This is a genomic window from Thioalkalivibrio versutus (assembly GCF_001999325.1).
Lineage (GTDB): Bacteria > Pseudomonadota > Gammaproteobacteria > Ectothiorhodospirales > Ectothiorhodospiraceae > Thioalkalivibrio > Thioalkalivibrio versutus.
This window is the reverse complement of the sequence record NZ_MVAR01000044.1, coordinates 1-17,341: the sequence shown is the minus strand read 5'-3', so window position 1 is coordinate 17,341 and position 17,341 is coordinate 1. Positions and strand designations below refer to the sequence as shown.

Below are 17,341 nucleotides of genomic sequence, written 5' to 3'. Positions count from 1 at the left end.
GGGCAAGACGGTATCTACAAGGGGGGCGAACAGGGTGGCGGGGTTCAGAAACCCGGGGTGTTTTTCTCCACCCAGCGGTCGGTGCCGTCGGCCAGGGTCTCGCGTTTCCAGAACGGAGCCTCGTGCTTCAGGCGTTCGAGGATGTCGCTGCAGGCGTCGCGGGCGGCGATGCGGTGGGCGGACCAGGTGGCCACCAGCACCAGGGCATCGCCGGGACGCACATCGCCGACGCGGTGGGCCACATGGCAGCCCAGCAGCGGCCAGCGCGCCTCGGCCTCGGCGACGATGCGCTCCAGCTCGCGCTCGGTCATCCCCGGATAGTGCTCCAGGAACAGGCCGGTCACGTCCTCGTCTTCGTTGAAGTCGCGCATGCGGCCGACGAACACGCTGGCCGCGCCGCGGGCGTTCGCCGGGATGGCCTGTTCGGCCTGGCGGACGACCTCCCAGGGATCGAAATCGCCGGTATAGATCTCGACCGCCACCCTAGCCCCCGGTGACCGGCGGGAAGTAGGCGACCTCGTCGCCATCGCGCACCGGGGTCTCCAGGCTCGCCTGTTCCTGGTTGACCGCGGCCATCAGGCGTTCCGGGGGGGCATCCTGGTGCAGGTGCCGCCACAGCTCGCCGACGGTCAGGCCTTCTCCGGGCAGGGCCACTTCTTCGCCCTGGCGGCCCAGTTCCTCGCGCAATCGCGCGAAATAGTGAACGCTTACGGTCATTCCGGCCCCTGTAAACATGGCTAAGAGTCAAGCATTATAGCTGGCATGAACGAATTCACTCACTTCGATGCCGAAGGCCATGCGCACATGGTCGATGTTGGCGAAAAGTCCGTCACCCATCGCGTGGCGATCGCCGAGGGCCGCATCCACATGCAGCCGGACACCCTGCAGCGCATCCGCGAAGGCCGCCATGCCAAAGGGGACGTCCTGGGTATTGCCCGCGTGGCTGGCATCATGGGGGCCAAGAAGACCGGAGACCTAATTCCGCTGTGCCACCCGATCGGACTGACCCGGGTGGCCCTGGATCTGGAGACGGAAGATACCGCCGTGCGCGTGCAGGCCACCTGCGAGGTGCACGCCCAGACCGGGGTGGAGATGGAGGCGCTGGCCGCCGTATCCACTGCGTTGCTGACGGTTTATGACATGTGCAAGGCCGTGGATCGCGGCATGCAAATTGATGGTGTTCGCCTGCTCGAGAAACGCGGGGGCCGCAGTGGCACCTGGCGGGCCGAACCGAAAGGAGATTCCGAATGAAATGGATCAAGCGCCTGCTGGGCCTGATCGCCGTACTGATCCTGCTGGCCATCATCGTGGCCGCCTACCTGCTGATCACCTTCGATGCGAATGATTACAAGGAGCGCATCGAAGCGGAGGTGCAGGAAGCGACCGGTCGCGAGCTGACCCTCTCCGGGCCGATCGGCCTGACCCTGTTCCCCAGCCTTGGGCTGCGTCTGGAAGAGGTGCGCTTCGGCAATGCCGAGGGCTTTGGCGACGAGCCGTTCGCCGAGGTCGACGTGGTGGATGTCGCGGTGGCGGTGATGCCGCTGCTGCGCCGCGAGCTGGAGGTCCAGCGCGTGCAGGCCGACGGTGTGCGCCTGAACCTGGCACGCGACGAGCAGGGCCGCAACAACTGGGACGACCTGCTGGATCACGCGGGCGCCGCCCGCGACGAGGCCGTGGGTGCGGATGACGACGAGCGCACCACGACCGAGACGCGGCTGGCCCTGCAGCGCATCGACGTGGCCGGAATCTCCCTGACCAATGCCCGGGTGCACTGGGATGATCGCGAGACCGGCATGCAGGCCACCCTGGACCCGTTCGAGCTGCAGATTGGGCGCTTCCGCCCGGGCGTCGAGACGCGGCTGGATCTGGAAGCGGTCGTGCGCGCCGAGGGCGGCGATCTGGCCGAACCGGTGGAGCTCGCGCTCGATCTCGGCGGGCTGATGAACGTCGACCTGCTCAACGAGCGCTACTCCGTGCGTCGTCTGAACGCCACCCTGGGCCTCGACGGTGGTGGCTTGCCGCGCGCCGTGGGCATGACCCTGGAAACCGATGTGGCCCTGGAAATGGCCGACGCGATGTCCCTGCGCCTGGAGCGTCTGACGCTGGGTGTCGCCGGCGTGCGCATGACTGGATTTGCCGAGTTGTCCGAGCTGGATGGCGAGCAGCCTCAGATCCGTAGCGAAATGCGCACCAACACCTTCAACCTCAAGGACGTGTTGACGGACTTGGGAATGGACGCCCCCGAAACCAGCGATCCGGATGCCCTGGCCCGGGTTGCCTTGGACCTGTCCGCCCACGGCAGCTTCCAGGCGTTGAACATGGACCCGTTCCTGATCACCGTGGATGACGCCATGCTGAGCGGTTCCGCGGGCTGGGATGGTCGCGGGGAACGCCCGCTGATCACCTTCGATGTCTCCGGCGAGCGCCTGAATCTCGACCGCTACCTGCCGCCGGAAGTGGAAGAGGCTCGCACGGAAAACGGCGATGGCAATGGCGAAGCCGACGAGGATATCGCCATCGAGTTGCCGCTGGAGGCCCTGCGCAGCGTCGATGTGGATGGCAGCGCGGCGCTGGGCCGCCTCGACGTGATGGGCATGGTCTTGCGCAACATCGAGCTGCAGATCCGCGCCGAGGCGGGCGACTGGAATATCCAGCCCCTGAATGCTGAGGCCTACGACGGCGAGCTGAGCAGCCGCCTGCGCCTGGACGCGCGCCACGATGCCCCGCGCTACGAGCTGGCGGCCGACCTGCAGGCTCTGGATATCGGGGCCCTGCTGGAAGATTTTCAGGGTGACGATGCGCGCCTGATGGGTACTGGCAACCTGGAGCTGGACATCGCCACCCGGGGCGAGCTCCTGAGCGAGCTGAAGGGTGCCCTGAACGGCTCCGGCAATATGCGCTTCGAGGATGGCGCGGTTCGCGGCATCAACGTGGCCCAGATCATCCGCCGGGCCGAGGCGCGCCTGCGCGGCGAGCAGCTGGAAGAGGAAGAGCCCAACCAGACCGATTTCAGCGAACTGACCGGCAGCTTCACCATTCGCGACGGCATCGTGCGCAACGAGGACCTGGCGGCCAGCTCGCCCCTGCTGCGGGTGAGCGGCGAAGGCCAGGCCGACCTGAACGACGACACCCTCGACTACCGCGTGAACAGCACCGTGGTCGGCACGCTGGAGGGCCAGGGTGGCCGGGAACTCGACGATCTACGCGGCGTGACGCTGCCGATCCGCATCAGCGGCACGTTCACCGACCCGAGCTTCCGTCTCGACCTGGAGGATGCCCTGCGGGACCGATACGAAGGCGAGGTCCGCGAACGCGTGCAAGAGGAAGAGGATCGTGTCCGCGAACGCCTGGACGAGGAAGAAGAGCGTGCCCGCGAGCGCATTGAGCAGGAGTCCGACCGGCTCCTGGATCGCTTCCGCAGTCGCTGATCACCCGCGGCGCCCGCCCCCGGTGCGGGTGCCGCCATGTTCGATTCGCCCATGAACGCCTTCGCCGAGCGGCTGCTCGTCTGGTTCGATCGCCACGGTCGCCAGGACCTGCCGTGGCAGCATCCGCGCACGCCCTATCGGGTGTGGGTCTCCGAGATCATGCTGCAGCAGACCCGAGTGGAGACCGTCGTCCCCTACTTCCTGCGCTTCATGGAGCGGTTCCCCGACGTGCAAAGCCTTGCCGCGGCCCCGCAGGACGCCGTGCTGCACCAGTGGTCGGGGCTTGGCTATTACGCCCGTGCGCGCAACCTGCACCGCGCCGCACAGGTGGTGGTCGAGGAACACGGGGGCGTGTTCCCCGCCGAGCGCGCGGGCCTGGAACAACTGCCGGGCATCGGGCGCTCCACCGCCGCCGCCATCATCGCCCAGGCGCACGATGCGCCCGAGGCCATCCTGGACGGCAATGCCAAGCGCGTACTCGCCCGTCACGCGGCGATCCACGGCTGGCCGGGCAGTACCGCCGTCCAGCGCGAACTGTGGGCCGAGGCCGAGGCGCGTATCCCTGCCACACGCTGCGCGGATTACACCCAGGCGATCATGGACCTGGGCGCCCTGCTCTGTTCTCGCAGCCGCCCCGCCTGTGAGGCCTGCCCGGTGCACGTGGACTGCGGCGCCGCGCAGCAGGGCCTGACCGGAACGCTGCCTTCGCCCCGGCCGCGCCGCGATCTGCCCACACGCACGCGCTGGGCCGCCTGTCTGCGGGCACCGGAGGGTATCGCGTTGATCCAGCGCGAACAGGACGGCATCTGGGGCGGGCTCTACAGCCTGCCCGAGGCCGAAACCGCGGAGGCCCTGGAAGACTGGGTGCTCGTTCAGTGGCCCGGTGCCACCCCGTCCGGTGCCGATCACGGGCTCCAGCACAGCTTCAGCCACTACCGCCTGGATCTGCGCATCCGGCCCTTCGACCTCCCGGCTGGCGCGTGTGGGATCATGGAAGGCGACAGGGTGATTTGGTATAAACCCGGCACATCACGGGCGGTCGGCATCCCGGCCCCCATCCAGCGTTATCTGCACGACGACAAGGATTCCGGCAATGGCACGAACCGTTAACTGCGTGAAACTCGGCAAAGAGTCTGACGGGCTCGACTTCCCGCCCTATCCCGGCGAGATGGGCAAGAAGATCTACCTGAACGTGTCCAAGGAGGCCTGGCAGGCCTGGCTGAACCACCAGACCATGCTGATCAACGAATACCGCCTGACCCCGGTCGACCCCAAGGCGCGCAAGTTCCTCGAAGAGGAAATGGAGAAGTTCCTGTTCGGCGACGGCTCGGAAAAGCCGGACGGCTTCGTCGACCCGAACGCCTCCTGAGCCGCGGTTTTCCGTGACTAGGGACATAATGAGGGCCCGGCGCGCTTGACGTGGAGGCGCCGGGCCGCTTTAATACCGCCCTTCGTCCGCAGGACGAATCCCTCCGAAGTATGGCCGGGTAGCTCAGTCGGTAGAGCAGGGGATTGAAAATCCCCGTGTCGGCGGTTCGATTCCGTCCCCGGCCACCATTATCTCCCTCGTTTTATGTTCGAGTCTCCAGCCCTCTTGGGCGGTCTCGTTGTGTCCGCAATCTAGACGGGCTCGCATTCGGTTCTGGTAGCCTGGTCAAAAAGACTCGGACTGCCCAATCATGGCCAATGAAGCATTTGAGCGTGACGCCCGCATTCGGGAGGCTGCATTCCAGCGCTTAGAGAGCCTTCTAGTCACAGATCAGGTTGTCGATCACTACACACTGGCGGAAGGCTTTCCCTTCGAGGGGGCGGTAATCCGCTTCCTATCTCAAGCGGAGGGCATCTTTAAGCCCAAAGAGATGGAATGGCCGTTGTCGGTTAAGACGGTGGTCCCTAAGAAAGGGCGAGACGTTTGGTATCGAGACCAGCTCTCTGCTCATCAAGAAGTCCTAACCAGCAGTGAGACCGTCAGATACGCTTTTAAGGGTGAAGACCCTAATGCCAAGCCCAACCTAGGCCTGCGTTATGTGATGGAGCTGCAATTGCCCATCATCTATTTCCTAGGGGTTTCACCTGCCCGGTATCAGCCGATCTTTCCAGCGTACGTGGTTGATTGGGATCCTTTCCACAAAGAGGTCCGGATCGCCTTCTTGCCGCAGGAGCAGAGAGCGTTGGGCGTGCGCGATGGTGGTGTTGAAAGGCGCTATGGGCTTCAAGAAGTGCAGGTGAGGCTCCATCAAACCCGTTTCCGAGAAGCAGTCCTCGGGGCCTATAACGGGAAATGTGCTTTGACCGGATTGCCCGTCCCAAGGCTGCTGGACGCGGCCCACATCGTTCCCGATAAGCATGAGATCTACGGGCAACCAGAAGTCCACAATGGTTTGGCCCTGACAAAGCTGCACCACGCTGCGTTTGATGCCTATTTGATTGGCATTGATCAAGACTTACGGGTGCATGTTTCTAGAGCTTTACAACTGAAAAAGGATGGCCCCGCTTTGGAAGCCTTAAAGCAGCTCGAGGGAGTCTACCTAACGCCACCCGCTGATGCCCGCGATGCTCCGGATAGGGATCGCCTGAAATATCGTTTCGATTTGTTTTCGGAACGAGCATAGGACGCATACGCCACCACCGTTGGAAGCAATATCCACTGGAGAATGAGGTACCGCTATCAAGGACCTAATACTAGGCCGAGGCTTTTGACTGAGTCCCGGCGGTCTTCTGTTCCCACGCGAGGGCATGGCGGACGATGAGGTCGAGGTCGGCGTATTGCGGTTCCCAGGCGAGGGTCTGGCGGATGCGGCGCGCGTCGGCCATCAGGGCGGGCGGGTCGCCTTCGCGGCGCGGGCCGAGGGTGACGGGGAAGTCAACGCCGCTGGCGCGTTTTACGGCGTCGATGACGTCGAGCACGCTGTAGGCGTGGCCGTAGCCGCAGTTGAGCACTTGGGGGGCACCGCCGCCGTCGAGGTGTTCCAGGGCGCGGACGTGAGCGGCGGCGAGGTCCTCGACGTGGATGTAGTCGCGTTCGCAGGTGCCGTCGCGGGTGGCGTAGTCGGTGCCGAATACGGTGATGCCGTCGCGCTGGCCGGTGGCGGCCTGGCAGGCGACCTTGATCAGGTGGGTGGCGTCGGGGGTGGCCTGGCCCCGGCGGCCTTCGGGGTCGGCGCCGGCCACGTTGAAGTAGCGCAGGCTGATGTAGCGCAGGTCGGAGGCGGCGCCCAGGTCCATCAGCATGCGCTCGGACATCATCTTGGAGGCGCCGTAGGGGTTGATCGGCTGTAGGGGGGCGTCCTCCGCGACCGAGACGGTGTCGGGGATGCCGTAGACGGCGGCGGTGGAGGAGAACACGAAGTAGCGCACGCCGGTGGCGGCACAGGCCTCCAGCAGGTTGAAGGTGTTGCGGGTGTTGTTGCCGTAGTACTTGAGCGGGTCGGTGACCGATTCCGGCACGATGATGTGCGCGGCAAAGTGCAGCACGCCGTCGAAGCCGCGTTCGAGCGTTTCTCGCAGGCGCCCGGTATCCGCCAGGTCGCCGACGACCAGCTCGGCATCCCCCACGGCCCATGCGTGCCCGGTGCTGAGGTTGTCGTACACCGTGACGTCGTGCCCGCCCCTGCGCAGATGCTGCAGGACATGGCTGCCGATGTATCCAGCGCCGCCCGTTACCAGCAGATTCATCCGTCGCCCCTCGGTTGTGATGGGTTGGGGCTGGCGGGGCGCGTCAGGAGTCCGGCGGTGCCGGGCGACGGCCGTATTGCCAGCGATACCACAGAATACCGAGGTACTCGTGCAGGGCGAGCCAGCTGGTGCGCATGGCGTTAGCCTGGGGTTTGAAGGCGCCTAACGAGAGCCTCGTGTCGTGGGCGACGAAGGCGCCGGTCGGGGCCGGGATGGCCTCCAGCCCGGCGCGCTCGAATGCCGCAGTGGCGCGCGGCAGGTGGTGCGCATGGGTGACGAGCAGGACGCGTTGCATGCCGCGTTCGTGCAACAGCGCGGCCGAGTGCCGGGCATTGCCTTCCGTGTCGCGCGCACGGGTTTCCTGCCACACCGGACTGACGCCGAACTCCTCCAGGACCTCGGCCATCCAGCGGGCTTCCGGTTCCCGGTCCTGCGGGCCGCCACCGGTGGCGACCACGGGGAGTCCGGTTTGCCGGTGCAGGGCGGCGGCGTAGCGCAGTCGCACCAGGGCCAGGTCGTTGACCGTTTCGCCGGAGAATTCCACCGCACCACTGCGATACCCGGCGCCGAGCACGACGATGGCCTCTGCGTGTTCCAGTGCGGCCGTGTCGGGCGGCGAGTAGGCGGCCTGCAGCGGGGCCATGAGGGCGTGACTGACGGGCGGGATGCTGAATGCGTAGGTCAGGAGCAGCCCGCCGGTCAGCAGGGCCTTGCCTGCCAGGGTCCGGTACAGGAGCAGGCCCGCCAGGGCCAGCAGGAGCGGTCCGCTGGGCGGGAGCAGAAACCAGTCGGCAAGGAAACGGAGAGACAGAAACTCCACGGGACACTCCTGTTCGGTGGAGGTAGATGGCCCGACGTCTCCGTAACACGAACGTTAGTCCTGGAGCGCCGGGAATGAAGACCTTACGTGGACTCTGTTCATACCCGAGGCCTAACATCAAGTTGCTTGTGGAATCCGGTATTCCCGGTAAGCGTAGCCAGTTTCCGCGACCTTTGAGGTGCGGTGCGGGCCCCGTTCCCGGTCGGGTGAAGCCTCTAACAACCGCCAGAATCTCCAAGGGGGAGTCGTGATGTCCCTGATCAATGCTCCAAAGGCCGGGTCGAAGTCCGGGCCAAGGTTCGGCTTCGTCATCCTGCTGCCGGCCTTGTTGCTGGCAGGCTGTGCCACGACGGATTACCCGGAGGCCCCGACCTCCATCGAGCGCACGGTGATCGAGCAGTACATCATCGGTCCCGGCGATTCCCTACAGGTATCCGTGCGCGGCAACCCGGATCTCTCCACTGGCGTGTCGGTACGCCCCGACGGGCAAATTACGACCCCGCTGGTCGAGGATGTCCAGGCGAGCGGGCAGACGCCCACGGAGCTGGCTCGTGTGATGGAGGAGGAGCTGTCCCGCTTCCTGCGTGACCCGATCGTCACGGTGATGGTGACCGGTTTTGCCGGGCCCTATAGTCGCCAGATTCGCGTGATCGGGCAGGCCGCCGCGCCGCAGGCGCTGCAATATCGCGAGGAGATGAGCGTGATGGATGTGATGATCGCGGTGGGCGGCATCACCGAATTTGCCGCTGGCAATCGCGCAGTGATCGTGCGTAACGAGAATGGCGAGCGCAAGCAATATGGGGTGCGCCTGGACGACCTGGTCAACGGTGGCGATATCTCGGCCAACGTGGACATGCTGCCCGGTGACACGCTGATCATTCCTGAACGACGCTTCTGACGAACCCGGAACGGGGGGCCGGTTTCCGGGTGGGTGGGCCTTTGAGGCGCCACCCGGGAACGACCGCCCCCATTGATCGGGCTCGGGGACGGTAGCCATGGACCCCCTGAAAAGGACGAACAACTCTTCTGTGTACGCGCCTCGGCGAGGCGGCTAGTCATGCGCATCTTTGGCCACTACATCCGCCGCCGCGTCCTGATGCTCGCGGGCGCGGAGTTGCTCGTGGCGTATCTGTGCCTGTATGCGGTGCTGACCCTGCCGCCCTTCCAGCCGGAGGCTCTCAGCCTGCTGGACCCCCAGCTGATGGTGGCGACGCTGGTCGTCCTGGTCGTCTTGACTCTGGCCGGCCTGTACGAATCCGACTACCTCGCGACCCGCAGCACGCTGCGGTCGCTGCTGCGCCTGGTTCCGGCCATCCTGGTTGTGGGTGGGTTGCTGCTGGCCTATGGCGCCATGGTCCCGGCTGCGCTGTTTTCGCCGACCGCAGTCGGCGGCGGCGTGCTGCTCCTGCTGACCGGTCTGGTCGCCGAAAGGACCCTCTGGCGCAACTTTTCCGAGGCGGATGCCTTCAAGCGCCGGGTTCTGGTGCTGGGCACCGGCAGCCGGGCCTGCGCGATCGACACGATCCATCCGGACAAGTATTCGGAAGAGCTGCCATATCGGGTCCTCGGGTACATCGCTACCCAGGGCGAGAAGGATTGCGCGCGGGATCCGGGACGCCATTTCCAGCTCGGGAGCGATGCCAGCCTGCTGGACATGGCGCGCGAGCACCGAGTACACGAGATCGTGGTCGCGATCCGCGACCGACGCCACAACCTGCCGATCGGGCAGCTGCTTGAGTGCAAGCTCAACGGGGTTGCCGTTACCGACGTCTCGAGCTTCTTCGAGCGCGAACTGCAGAAGGTTCAGCTGGACTCGCTGAACGCCAGCTGGTTGATCTTCGGCGAAGGCTTCCGGCAGCACTGGACGCGCAACGCGGTGAAACGGACGTTCGATGTGCTGGCCAGCGCCACACTGCTGGCGGCGACCCTGCCGGTGATGCTGGCCACCGCCCTGGCGATCAAGCTGGAGAGTCGCGGCCCGGTGTTCTACTGGCAGACCCGGGTGGGTCAGGGGAACGTCCCGTTCGAGGTCTGCAAGTTCCGCAGCATGCGCGAGGACGCCGAGGTCGATGGCGTCGCGCGCTGGGCGGTGCATGACGACGACCGCATCACCCGTGTCGGGCGCATTATTCGCAAGCTGCGCATCGACGAACTGCCGCAGGTCATCAATGTCTTCCAGGGCAGCATGTCGTTCGTCGGACCGCGCCCGGAGCGGCCGGTGTTCGTCGGACAGCTCACCGAGCAGATCCCCTATTTCCCCGCGCGCCACACCATCCGTCCGGGGATCACTGGCTGGGCTCAGGTGCGGTATCCCTACGGGGCCTCGGTCGAGGATGCGCGGCAGAAGCTGCAGTACGACCTGTATTACGTGAAGAATCACACCCTGTTTCTGGACATCCTGATCCTGTTCGAGACCGTCAAGGTTGTGCTGTTCGGCCGCGGGGCCCGCTGAATCCGCGATGCTGATGCCCCTGGCCGCGACGAGCTATCTGACGGCGGCACTTGCGTTCCTGGTCCTGGCCGTTGTGACCGTGGTGCGCTGGCGCAATCGCCCCTCGGCCCTGTGGATGGTGCTGGCCTCGCTGCTGTCGGTGGGATGGGCGGGATATCTGGGCTTTCTGGCCTGGCACTACGGGACCAGTGCCGCGATCTCCGGTGGGGTGATGGAGGTGGCGCGCAATGCCGGTTGGTTTGCGGTGTTGCTGGCGCTGCTCGCCGGCAGTGGCAGCCGCCCCGGGGTGGAGCCGCGTGCGTTGCGCTGGTGGGGGGCGGCCACCACGGCGTTCCTGCTGTTCATCCTGGTGCCGATGCTGTGGCCACAGTTGCTGGGCGCCATCTGGCCGGGGCTGGCAACCCTGTTGATGGCGATTGCCGGACTGGTGCTGGTGGAGCAGGTCTACCGCAACACGCCGCCGCAGAATCGCTGGGAGATCAAGTTCCTCTGCCTGGGCCTGGGTGGCCTGTTCGCGTTCGACCTGTTCCTGTTTGCGGATCTGGTGCTGTTCCAGACGATCGACAGCCCGTCCTGGCAGGCCCGCGGGTTCGTCAACGCGCTAGTGGTCCCGTTGCTCGCGGTCGCGGTGAGCCGGCGCCTGCCGCACCGCGAGGGGCCCACGGTGTCCCGCCATCTGCTGTTTCACACCGCGTCGCTGTTCGGGGCCGGGCTGTATCTGCTGGCGGTCGGGGGCGCGGGGTATTACCTGCGCCACCACGGGGGCGATCTCGGTGCGCTGCTGCAGGTCACCCTGCTGTTCGGGGCCGTGCTGCTCCTGGCGATCGTGCTCTTTTCCGGCAGCGTCCGCGCCCAGTTGCGCGTCTGGCTGGCCAAGCACTTCTTCAACTATCGCTACGACTACCGCCAGGAGTGGCTGCGGTTTACCGGCACCCTGGCGCAGACGGACCACGAGATCCCGTTTCGCCAGCGGGCCATCCAGGCCATTGGCGAGCTGGTCGAGAGTCCGGGGGGGTTGTTGTGGGTTCGTCGGGACGACAGCACCTTCGCCCTCGACGGGGTCCTGAATCTGGGCCAGCCGGACTATCCGTCAATGGAACCGGACGACCCGCTGGTGGCGTTTCTGACGCATTCCGGCTGGGTGATCGATATTGACGAGTTCCGCCGCGATCCGGCGTTCTATCACGGGCTCGATCTGCCGCAGTGGCTGGTCGACAATCCGCGCCACTGGGCCGTGGTGCCGCTCCTGAAAAGCGATGGTCTGGAGGGCTTTGTCGTGCTCGCCCAGCCGCGGGCACGGCACCGTATCGACTGGGAGGAGCGCGACCTGCTGAAGACCGCGGGCCGTCAGCTGGCGGTCTACGTGGCCCTGGTGCAGACCGACGAGGCGCTGCTGGAGGCGCGTCAATTCGAGACCTTCCACCGGCTGGCGGCGTTTCTGGTCCACGACCTCAAGAACGTATCGGCCCAGCTGTCCCTGATCAGCTCCAACGCCGAGCGTCACCGTGACAACCCCGAGTTCGTGGCGGACGCCTTCCGCACCGTCGGCAATGCACGCGAGCGTCTGGAACGCACCCTCGCCCAGTTGCGCAAGGCGCAACCGGGTGCCGACAGCCCGCGTCAGGCGATCGACATGGACGCCCTGCTGCGCGAGGTCGCCGGCGATAGCCGCGAGATCCATCCGCTGCCCCGAGTGGCGATCGACACATCCGCGGAGGTCCTCGGAAACCGTGACGCCCTGCGGAATGTACTGCTGCACCTGGTGCGGAATGCGCAGGAGGCCACACCGGATAACGGCGATATAACCTTGACCCTGAAAACCCGGGATCAATGGGTCATTATCGGAATCGAGGATAACGGGTCCGGCATGGACGAGGACTTCGTTCGTCGGCGGCTCTTCCGTCCGTTTCAGACCACCAAGGGAAACGCCGGCATGGGTATTGGGCTGTATGAGGCCCGCGACCTGGTGGTCCGGATGGGCGGGCGGATCGATGTTTCCAGCCGCGTCGGCGAGGGGACCACCTTCACTTTGCGCCTGCCGCAGCACGGCGCATGACAACCCTCCCCGCCGTCCACCATCACGTCCTCCCCGGGCCGGGTGCAATGTAATGGAGTCGATGCTCAAGCTTCTGATTGTCGAGGATGACACCGGCCTGCAAAGCCAGTTGCGCTGGTGTCTGGACGGCTACGAGATCCTCCAGGCCCAGGATCGTGCCAGCGCGATGGCCCACATGCGCCGTCACGAGCCCGAGCTGGTCACGCTGGACCTGGGTCTGCCCCCGGACCCCGCAAACGCCACCGAGGGCCTGGCACTCCTGGAGGAGATCCTGGCGTTCAATCCCGGGGTCAAGGTGATCGTGGTCACCGGCAACGATGATCGCGAGAACGCCCTGAAGGCCGTTGCCCTGGGGGCCTACGATTTCTATATCAAGCCCGTGGACGCCGAACTCCTGCGTCTGATCGTGGACCGCGCCGCGCGGCTGTACGAGCTCGAGGAGGAGAATCGGCGCCTGGCCCGTGGCGGCGTCTCTTCGCTGTCCGGGCTCATCACCGCGGATCCGCGCATGCTTCAGGTCTGCCGCATGGTGGAACGCGTGGCGCCCTCCGACGCGACGGTGCTGTTGCTGGGTGACAGCGGCACCGGCAAAGAGGTCCTGGCGCGCGCCGTCCATGACCTGAGTAACCGCGCCAAGGAGCGCTTCGTTGCGATCAACTGCGCCGCGATCCCCGAGAACCTTCTGGAAAGCGAGCTGTTCGGCTACGAGAAGGGCGCCTTCACCGGTGCTACCCGTCAGACCATCGGCAAGATCGAACACGCCGACAAGGGCACGTTGTTCCTGGACGAGATCGGCGATCTTCCGCAGAGCCTGCAGGCCAAGCTCCTGCGCTTTCTGCAGGAGCGCACGGTCGAGCGCCTGGGCGGGCGCAACGAGATCCCGGTGGATGTGCGCATCATCGGTGCGACCAATCAGGACCTCCAGGCGCTGATCCGCTCGGGCGATTTTCGCGAGGACCTGTTCTATCGCATTAGCGAGATCGCCATCGACATCCCCCCGGTACGCGAACGTCAGGGTGACGCAACCCTGTTGGCGCATGCGCTTCTGGAACGCTTCGCCCGCGAGCAGGGCAAACCCCGCCGCGGCTTCACTGCCGATGCGCTGCGGGCGATCGAGGGCCACAGCTGGCCCGGCAACGTGCGCGAGATGGAGAACCTGATCCGGCGCGCCGTAATCATGGCCGACGGCAATCTGGTGACCGCGGAAGACCTCGGCTTGCAGGACCGGGATCAGGATCCGCCGCCGGAGCGCCTGCGCGAGGCCCGTGACCGGGCCGAATATCAATCCGTAATCAAGGCGATGGGGCGCACGAACGGCAACATCGCCCAGGCAGCCGACACTCTCGGCATTACCCGTCCAACGCTCTACGGCCTGCTCGACAAGTACGGGCTCAGATGAGGAGCACCATAGTGACTACCCGATACATGCAAGAAGACGCCGGGCTTGCCCGGCCCCGCTCCAACCGGATACCGAACGGGCGGCTGAAGCCCCTGGCCCTGGCCGTGGTGCTGGCCACCGGTGTGGGTCTGGCCGGCTGCGACCAGATCGGGGCGGGCAGCGAACAGGACTACCTCGAACGCGCCCAGGCCCTGCAGGAGAAGGGCGACTACCAGGGCGCGCGCATCGAGTACCGCAATGCCCTGCAGCTGAATACCGATGCCCCCGCCACTCGGCAAAGGCTCGGGGTGGTGTACCTGCAGTTGAACAACCCCGAGGAGGCGCTGCGTCAGCTGGGGCGGGCGCAGTCGCTCGGGATCCCGGACGCTCAGGTGGCGTTGCCGCTGGCCGAGGCGTGGTTCGCGACCGATCGTCTTGTGCGCATCCGTGAGCAGGAGGTGCCAGAGGACCTGGCGGCGGAGGAACGGCCGCGGCTGCACGCCTTGCGGGCCGTCGCCTTCGCGGCCGTCGGCGAGCGCGAGGCGGCGGAAGGCGAGCTGGCGCAGATTGGAGAGCGCGAGCAGGAGCCGTTACAGGCCTTGGCGCATGCCCACCTGTCGATGGCCCAGGGCGATGCCGAGCACGCGATCGCATCCCTGGAGCAGGCCCTTGACCTGCAGCCCGAGCTGGGACAGGCCTGGAGTCTCCTGGGCGAGTATCGGCGCATCACCGGCGACCCCGAGGGTGCGGAAGAGGCCTTCAGCCGGGCCATCGAAGTGCGCCCGGCCTCGGGGCGCGATCACATGGCGCGGGCGATGGTGCGTCTGAATGCCGGTGATTACGAGGGTGCACGGGCGGATGTCGACGGCCTGAAGCAAGGCGGCTCGTCGCATCCGGGCGTGCATTATCTGGACGGGATGCTCCTGATGGAGCAGGAGCGGCATAGCGAAGCGCGGGCGAGTTTCGAGCAGGCCCTGGCCGGGAATCGCTCCTACAGCCCGGCGCTTCTGGGCCTCGGCCTGGCTCATCGCAGTCTCGGCAACATGGAGCAGGCCGAACACAACCTCAATCGTCATGTTCAGGAGAGCCCCGGATCGCTGCAGGGTATTCGTACGCTGACGGCGATCTATCTGGAACAGGATCGCGTGGAGGATGCCCTGCAGTTCGTGGAGCGGGCAAGCCGCGACTACACCGGCGAGCCGGCCGACATGGCCGAGCTGCGCGGGCGACTGCTGCTGGTTGCCGGCGATTCCGAAGCCGGCATCGATGCGTTGCGCGACGCGGCTGCGTCGAGCCCGGGTTCGCAGGATCTCCAGGAATTGCTGGCGGTGGCGCTGCTCCGGGGCGGGGAGACGGAAGAAGGTCTGGATGCGCTGCGCGCCGCCGGAGGCGGCGAGGCCTCGGCCCAGCAGGTGGATACCACGCTGGTGCTGTACCTGTTGCAGACAGGACGCTACGACGAGGCACTCGAGCGGGCACAGCGTCTGCAGGAGCTCCAGCCGGAAGCGGCCGGTCCGCTGAGCCTGCAGGGCGCTGCCCTGATGGGGCTGGGGCGAACCGACGAGGCCCGGGCGGCCTTCCGCGAGGGCGTCGCGCTGGACCCGGACGATATATCCGTGGCGATGAACCTCGCTGGCCTGGAACTCCAGGTCGGCAATCGCGGGGCGGCGCGCGAGGTGCTGGAAGCGATCCAGGAGCGCGACCCGGGGCATGCCCGTTCGGCCCAGCGCCTGGCCAACATGAGCCTGCAGGATGGCGACCACCAGGGGGCGGCGCGCTGGCTGCAAACGGCCATCGATTCGCAGCCCGAGTTGCTGCCGCCGCATCTCACCCTGGCCCAGATCCAGCTTCAGAGCGGCCAACCGGAGCAGGCCCTGCAGACGCTCCTGGCCGCGCGTGAACATCACCCCGGGAATCCGGACCTGCTGTATGCGCTGGCGGACGTCCAGCAGAGTCTCAATCGTCCGGATGCCGCGGTGACAAGTCTCGCGGAGGCCGTCGAACAGGCGCCGGACAACGTGAACCTGCGCCTCGCCCTGGCCCGCGCGCATGCGCAGGCCGGTGACGATGCCGCGATCGAGAGCACGCTTCGCGAGCTCCTGGAGCAGCAGCCGGACCACTACCGGGCCCGCCTGCTTCTGGCCCGGGGCCTGCTCAATCAGGAACGCATGAGCGATGCCGAGCCCCATCTGGCGCGCCTGGAGGAGCTCTACGAGAACCGCAGCGAGGTCCAGGCCTTGCTGGGCCGCGCGGCCATGCAGCGGGACGACCCAGCCGCCGCCGTGCGGCATTACCGGGCCGCACTGGCGGACCCGGGTTCGCAACGTCGGGACTGGGTGCATGCACTGGCGGAGGCGCAGCGCGAAGCCGGGGATGGCGATGCCGGACGGGCCACGCTGGCCGCCTGGCTGGATGAAAACCCGCAGGACCTGGCGACATGGCATATCCACGCGGCGCAGCAGATGGCGGCGGACGACCGGTCCGGAGCGATGGATTCGTACCGTCGGATCGTCGAGCAGGATGACGACGACGTGATTGCGCTCAACAACCTCGCATGGTCGTTGCGCGAGAGTGATACCCGGCAGGCGCTGGAGCATGCGCGCCGGGCCGCCGAGCTGGCACCGGAGGCGGCTCCGGTGCTGGACACCCTGGGCGCGGTGCTGATCCACGCCGGTGAGCCTGCAGAGGCCGCAGACATCCTTGGCCGTGCCAGCGAGCTTGCCCCGGATGATCCGGGCATTCAGTACCACCTGGCCTGGGCGGAAAGCGAACGGGGCGAGCGCGACGCCGCTGCTGAACGCTTGCGTCGCGTGCTGGACAGGCACGACCAGTTCCCCCAGCGGGCGGATGCCGAAGCGCTGCTCGATCGCCTGTAGACCCGGCACGAACCGGTCGATCAAGGGGGCTGCCGAGAGCAGCCCCTTTGTTGTGTGCGACAGCCTGGTCGCCGCACATCCATCCGTCCGGCCGGTCCTGTAATCCCGGGTCGGCCCGGACATTACTTCGTTGTCTGGTTTCTGACGGCTGCGCTCGGCCGGGGGGCCGCTCGCGGCGGCCGGCACGGCCCGCGACCGGATGTCGGCGGGGATGAGCCAATGCCACGGTTTCGGGGCCGGGTTATCCGTCCCCTCGACTACGGCCCACTGCCATGCTCCTGGTGTCTTCGCAGGTGCCTGGGAGACGCTGATGAATGTGCCGGCATCGCGGTGATGCCCCGTGTATCCCGAGACCCGGCGCGGCGCGCAGTCCGGTCGTGGTGCTACCGGCCCGTTCGCATCTTGGTCGGGGTGCAGCGGGGGCTCGGGCATACGGGGCGCTAGCCTCACACGCCTCCGAAGGACGGGGCTCGAGTTCGAGTGGTGCATTGATAGTCTTGCGCTGGCAGGCCAGGCGGACATCCGAAGGGGGGGCGAGCGTCGGTCCGGGGTGGTGGTGCGAGTCCGAACAGGGGCAGTCGCCGGATGATTGCCGGGGGTGGCGGGAGAGGGGTTGGCCGGTTCGCACGAGGGTCCATGACCGCTGTAGTACCGGG

At 66.4% G+C, this 17,341-nt stretch carries 14 protein-coding genes and 1 tRNA gene; 11 read left to right on the top strand and 4 right to left on the bottom strand.

Annotated features, from left to right (window positions below; all coding sequences use genetic code 11):
- Nucleotides 1–44: 44 nt before the first annotated feature.
- Both B0684_RS13210 and moaD read right to left on the bottom strand, forming a co-directional pair.
- Complete coding sequence (locus B0684_RS13210) at nucleotides 45–482, bottom strand: molybdenum cofactor biosynthesis protein MoaE (protein WP_018649571.1); 438 nt, start codon at nucleotides 480–482, stop codon at nucleotides 45–47.
- Nucleotide 483: 1 nt separating this feature from the next.
- Nucleotides 484–717: a molybdopterin converting factor subunit 1 gene (gene moaD / locus B0684_RS13205; RefSeq protein ID WP_018144868.1), complete on the bottom strand. Its 234-nt coding sequence runs from the start codon at nucleotides 715–717 to the stop codon at nucleotides 484–486.
- A gap of 45 nt (nucleotides 718–762) precedes the next feature.
- Here moaD and moaC point away from each other — a divergent pair, with 45 nt between their 5' ends.
- The 6 genes from moaC (at nucleotide 763) to B0684_RS13175 (ending at nucleotide 6,040) form a co-directional block, all read left to right on the top strand.
- Nucleotides 763–1,251, top strand: a complete 489-nt coding sequence (gene moaC / locus B0684_RS13200; protein ID WP_018649570.1) for a cyclic pyranopterin monophosphate synthase MoaC — start codon at nucleotides 763–765, stop codon at nucleotides 1,249–1,251.
- Complete coding sequence (locus B0684_RS13195) at nucleotides 1,248–3,428, top strand: AsmA family protein (RefSeq protein WP_018649569.1); 2,181 nt, start codon at nucleotides 1,248–1,250, stop codon at nucleotides 3,426–3,428. The genes moaC and B0684_RS13195 overlap by 4 nt, the downstream gene beginning before the upstream one ends.
- A 51-nt stretch (nucleotides 3,429–3,479) precedes the next feature.
- Nucleotides 3,480–4,538: an A/G-specific adenine glycosylase gene (gene mutY, locus B0684_RS13190; RefSeq protein WP_026312993.1), complete on the top strand. Its 1,059-nt coding sequence runs from the start codon at nucleotides 3,480–3,482 to the stop codon at nucleotides 4,536–4,538.
- Complete coding sequence (locus B0684_RS13185; protein ID WP_077277051.1) at nucleotides 4,522–4,797, top strand: oxidative damage protection protein; 276 nt, start codon at nucleotides 4,522–4,524, stop codon at nucleotides 4,795–4,797. Before mutY ends, B0684_RS13185 begins: the two co-directional genes overlap by 17 nt.
- A gap of 112 nt (nucleotides 4,798–4,909) precedes the next feature.
- Nucleotides 4,910–4,985: transfer RNA gene (locus tag B0684_RS13180), tRNA-Phe, on the top strand.
- Nucleotides 4,986–5,107: 122 nt separating this feature from the next.
- Nucleotides 5,108–6,040 (top strand): HNH endonuclease, encoded by a 933-nt coding sequence (locus tag B0684_RS13175; RefSeq protein ID WP_018649566.1) that lies wholly within the window; start codon nucleotides 5,108–5,110, stop codon nucleotides 6,038–6,040.
- A gap of 70 nt (nucleotides 6,041–6,110) precedes the next feature.
- Here the strand turns inward: B0684_RS13175 and galE are convergent, their stop codons facing one another.
- Both galE and B0684_RS13165 read right to left on the bottom strand, forming a co-directional pair.
- Complete coding sequence (gene galE / locus B0684_RS13170; RefSeq protein ID WP_018649565.1) at nucleotides 6,111–7,103, bottom strand: UDP-glucose 4-epimerase GalE; 993 nt, start codon at nucleotides 7,101–7,103, stop codon at nucleotides 6,111–6,113.
- Between the two features lie 43 nt (nucleotides 7,104–7,146).
- Complete coding sequence (locus B0684_RS13165; RefSeq protein WP_018649564.1) at nucleotides 7,147–7,923, bottom strand: YdcF family protein; 777 nt, start codon at nucleotides 7,921–7,923, stop codon at nucleotides 7,147–7,149.
- Between the two features lie 250 nt (nucleotides 7,924–8,173).
- Here B0684_RS13165 and B0684_RS13160 point away from each other — a divergent pair, with 250 nt between their 5' ends.
- From B0684_RS13160 to prsT, 5 genes are all read left to right on the top strand, one after another.
- The gene (locus B0684_RS13160; RefSeq protein WP_018144849.1) at nucleotides 8,174–8,821 is read left to right on the top strand and encodes an XrtA/PEP-CTERM system exopolysaccharide export protein; all 648 of its coding nucleotides are present in this window, start codon (nucleotides 8,174–8,176) and stop codon (nucleotides 8,819–8,821) included.
- 159 nt (nucleotides 8,822–8,980) lie between these two features.
- Nucleotides 8,981–10,375 (top strand): TIGR03013 family XrtA/PEP-CTERM system glycosyltransferase, encoded by a 1,395-nt coding sequence (locus tag B0684_RS13155; protein WP_018168660.1) that lies wholly within the window; start codon nucleotides 8,981–8,983, stop codon nucleotides 10,373–10,375.
- Between the two features lie 7 nt (nucleotides 10,376–10,382).
- Nucleotides 10,383–12,431 (top strand): XrtA/PEP-CTERM system histidine kinase PrsK, encoded by a 2,049-nt coding sequence (gene prsK, locus B0684_RS13150; RefSeq protein ID WP_018649563.1) that lies wholly within the window; start codon nucleotides 10,383–10,385, stop codon nucleotides 12,429–12,431.
- A gap of 61 nt (nucleotides 12,432–12,492) precedes the next feature.
- A complete protein-coding gene (prsR, locus tag B0684_RS13145; protein WP_018649562.1) occupies nucleotides 12,493–13,830 on the top strand; it encodes a PEP-CTERM-box response regulator transcription factor in 1,338 nt (445 codons plus the stop codon).
- An 11-nt stretch (nucleotides 13,831–13,841) separates the two neighbouring features.
- Nucleotides 13,842–16,685: an XrtA/PEP-CTERM system TPR-repeat protein PrsT gene (gene prsT / locus B0684_RS13140; RefSeq protein WP_233123458.1), complete on the top strand. Its 2,844-nt coding sequence runs from the start codon at nucleotides 13,842–13,844 to the stop codon at nucleotides 16,683–16,685.
- Nucleotides 16,686–17,341: the final 656 nt, after the last annotated feature.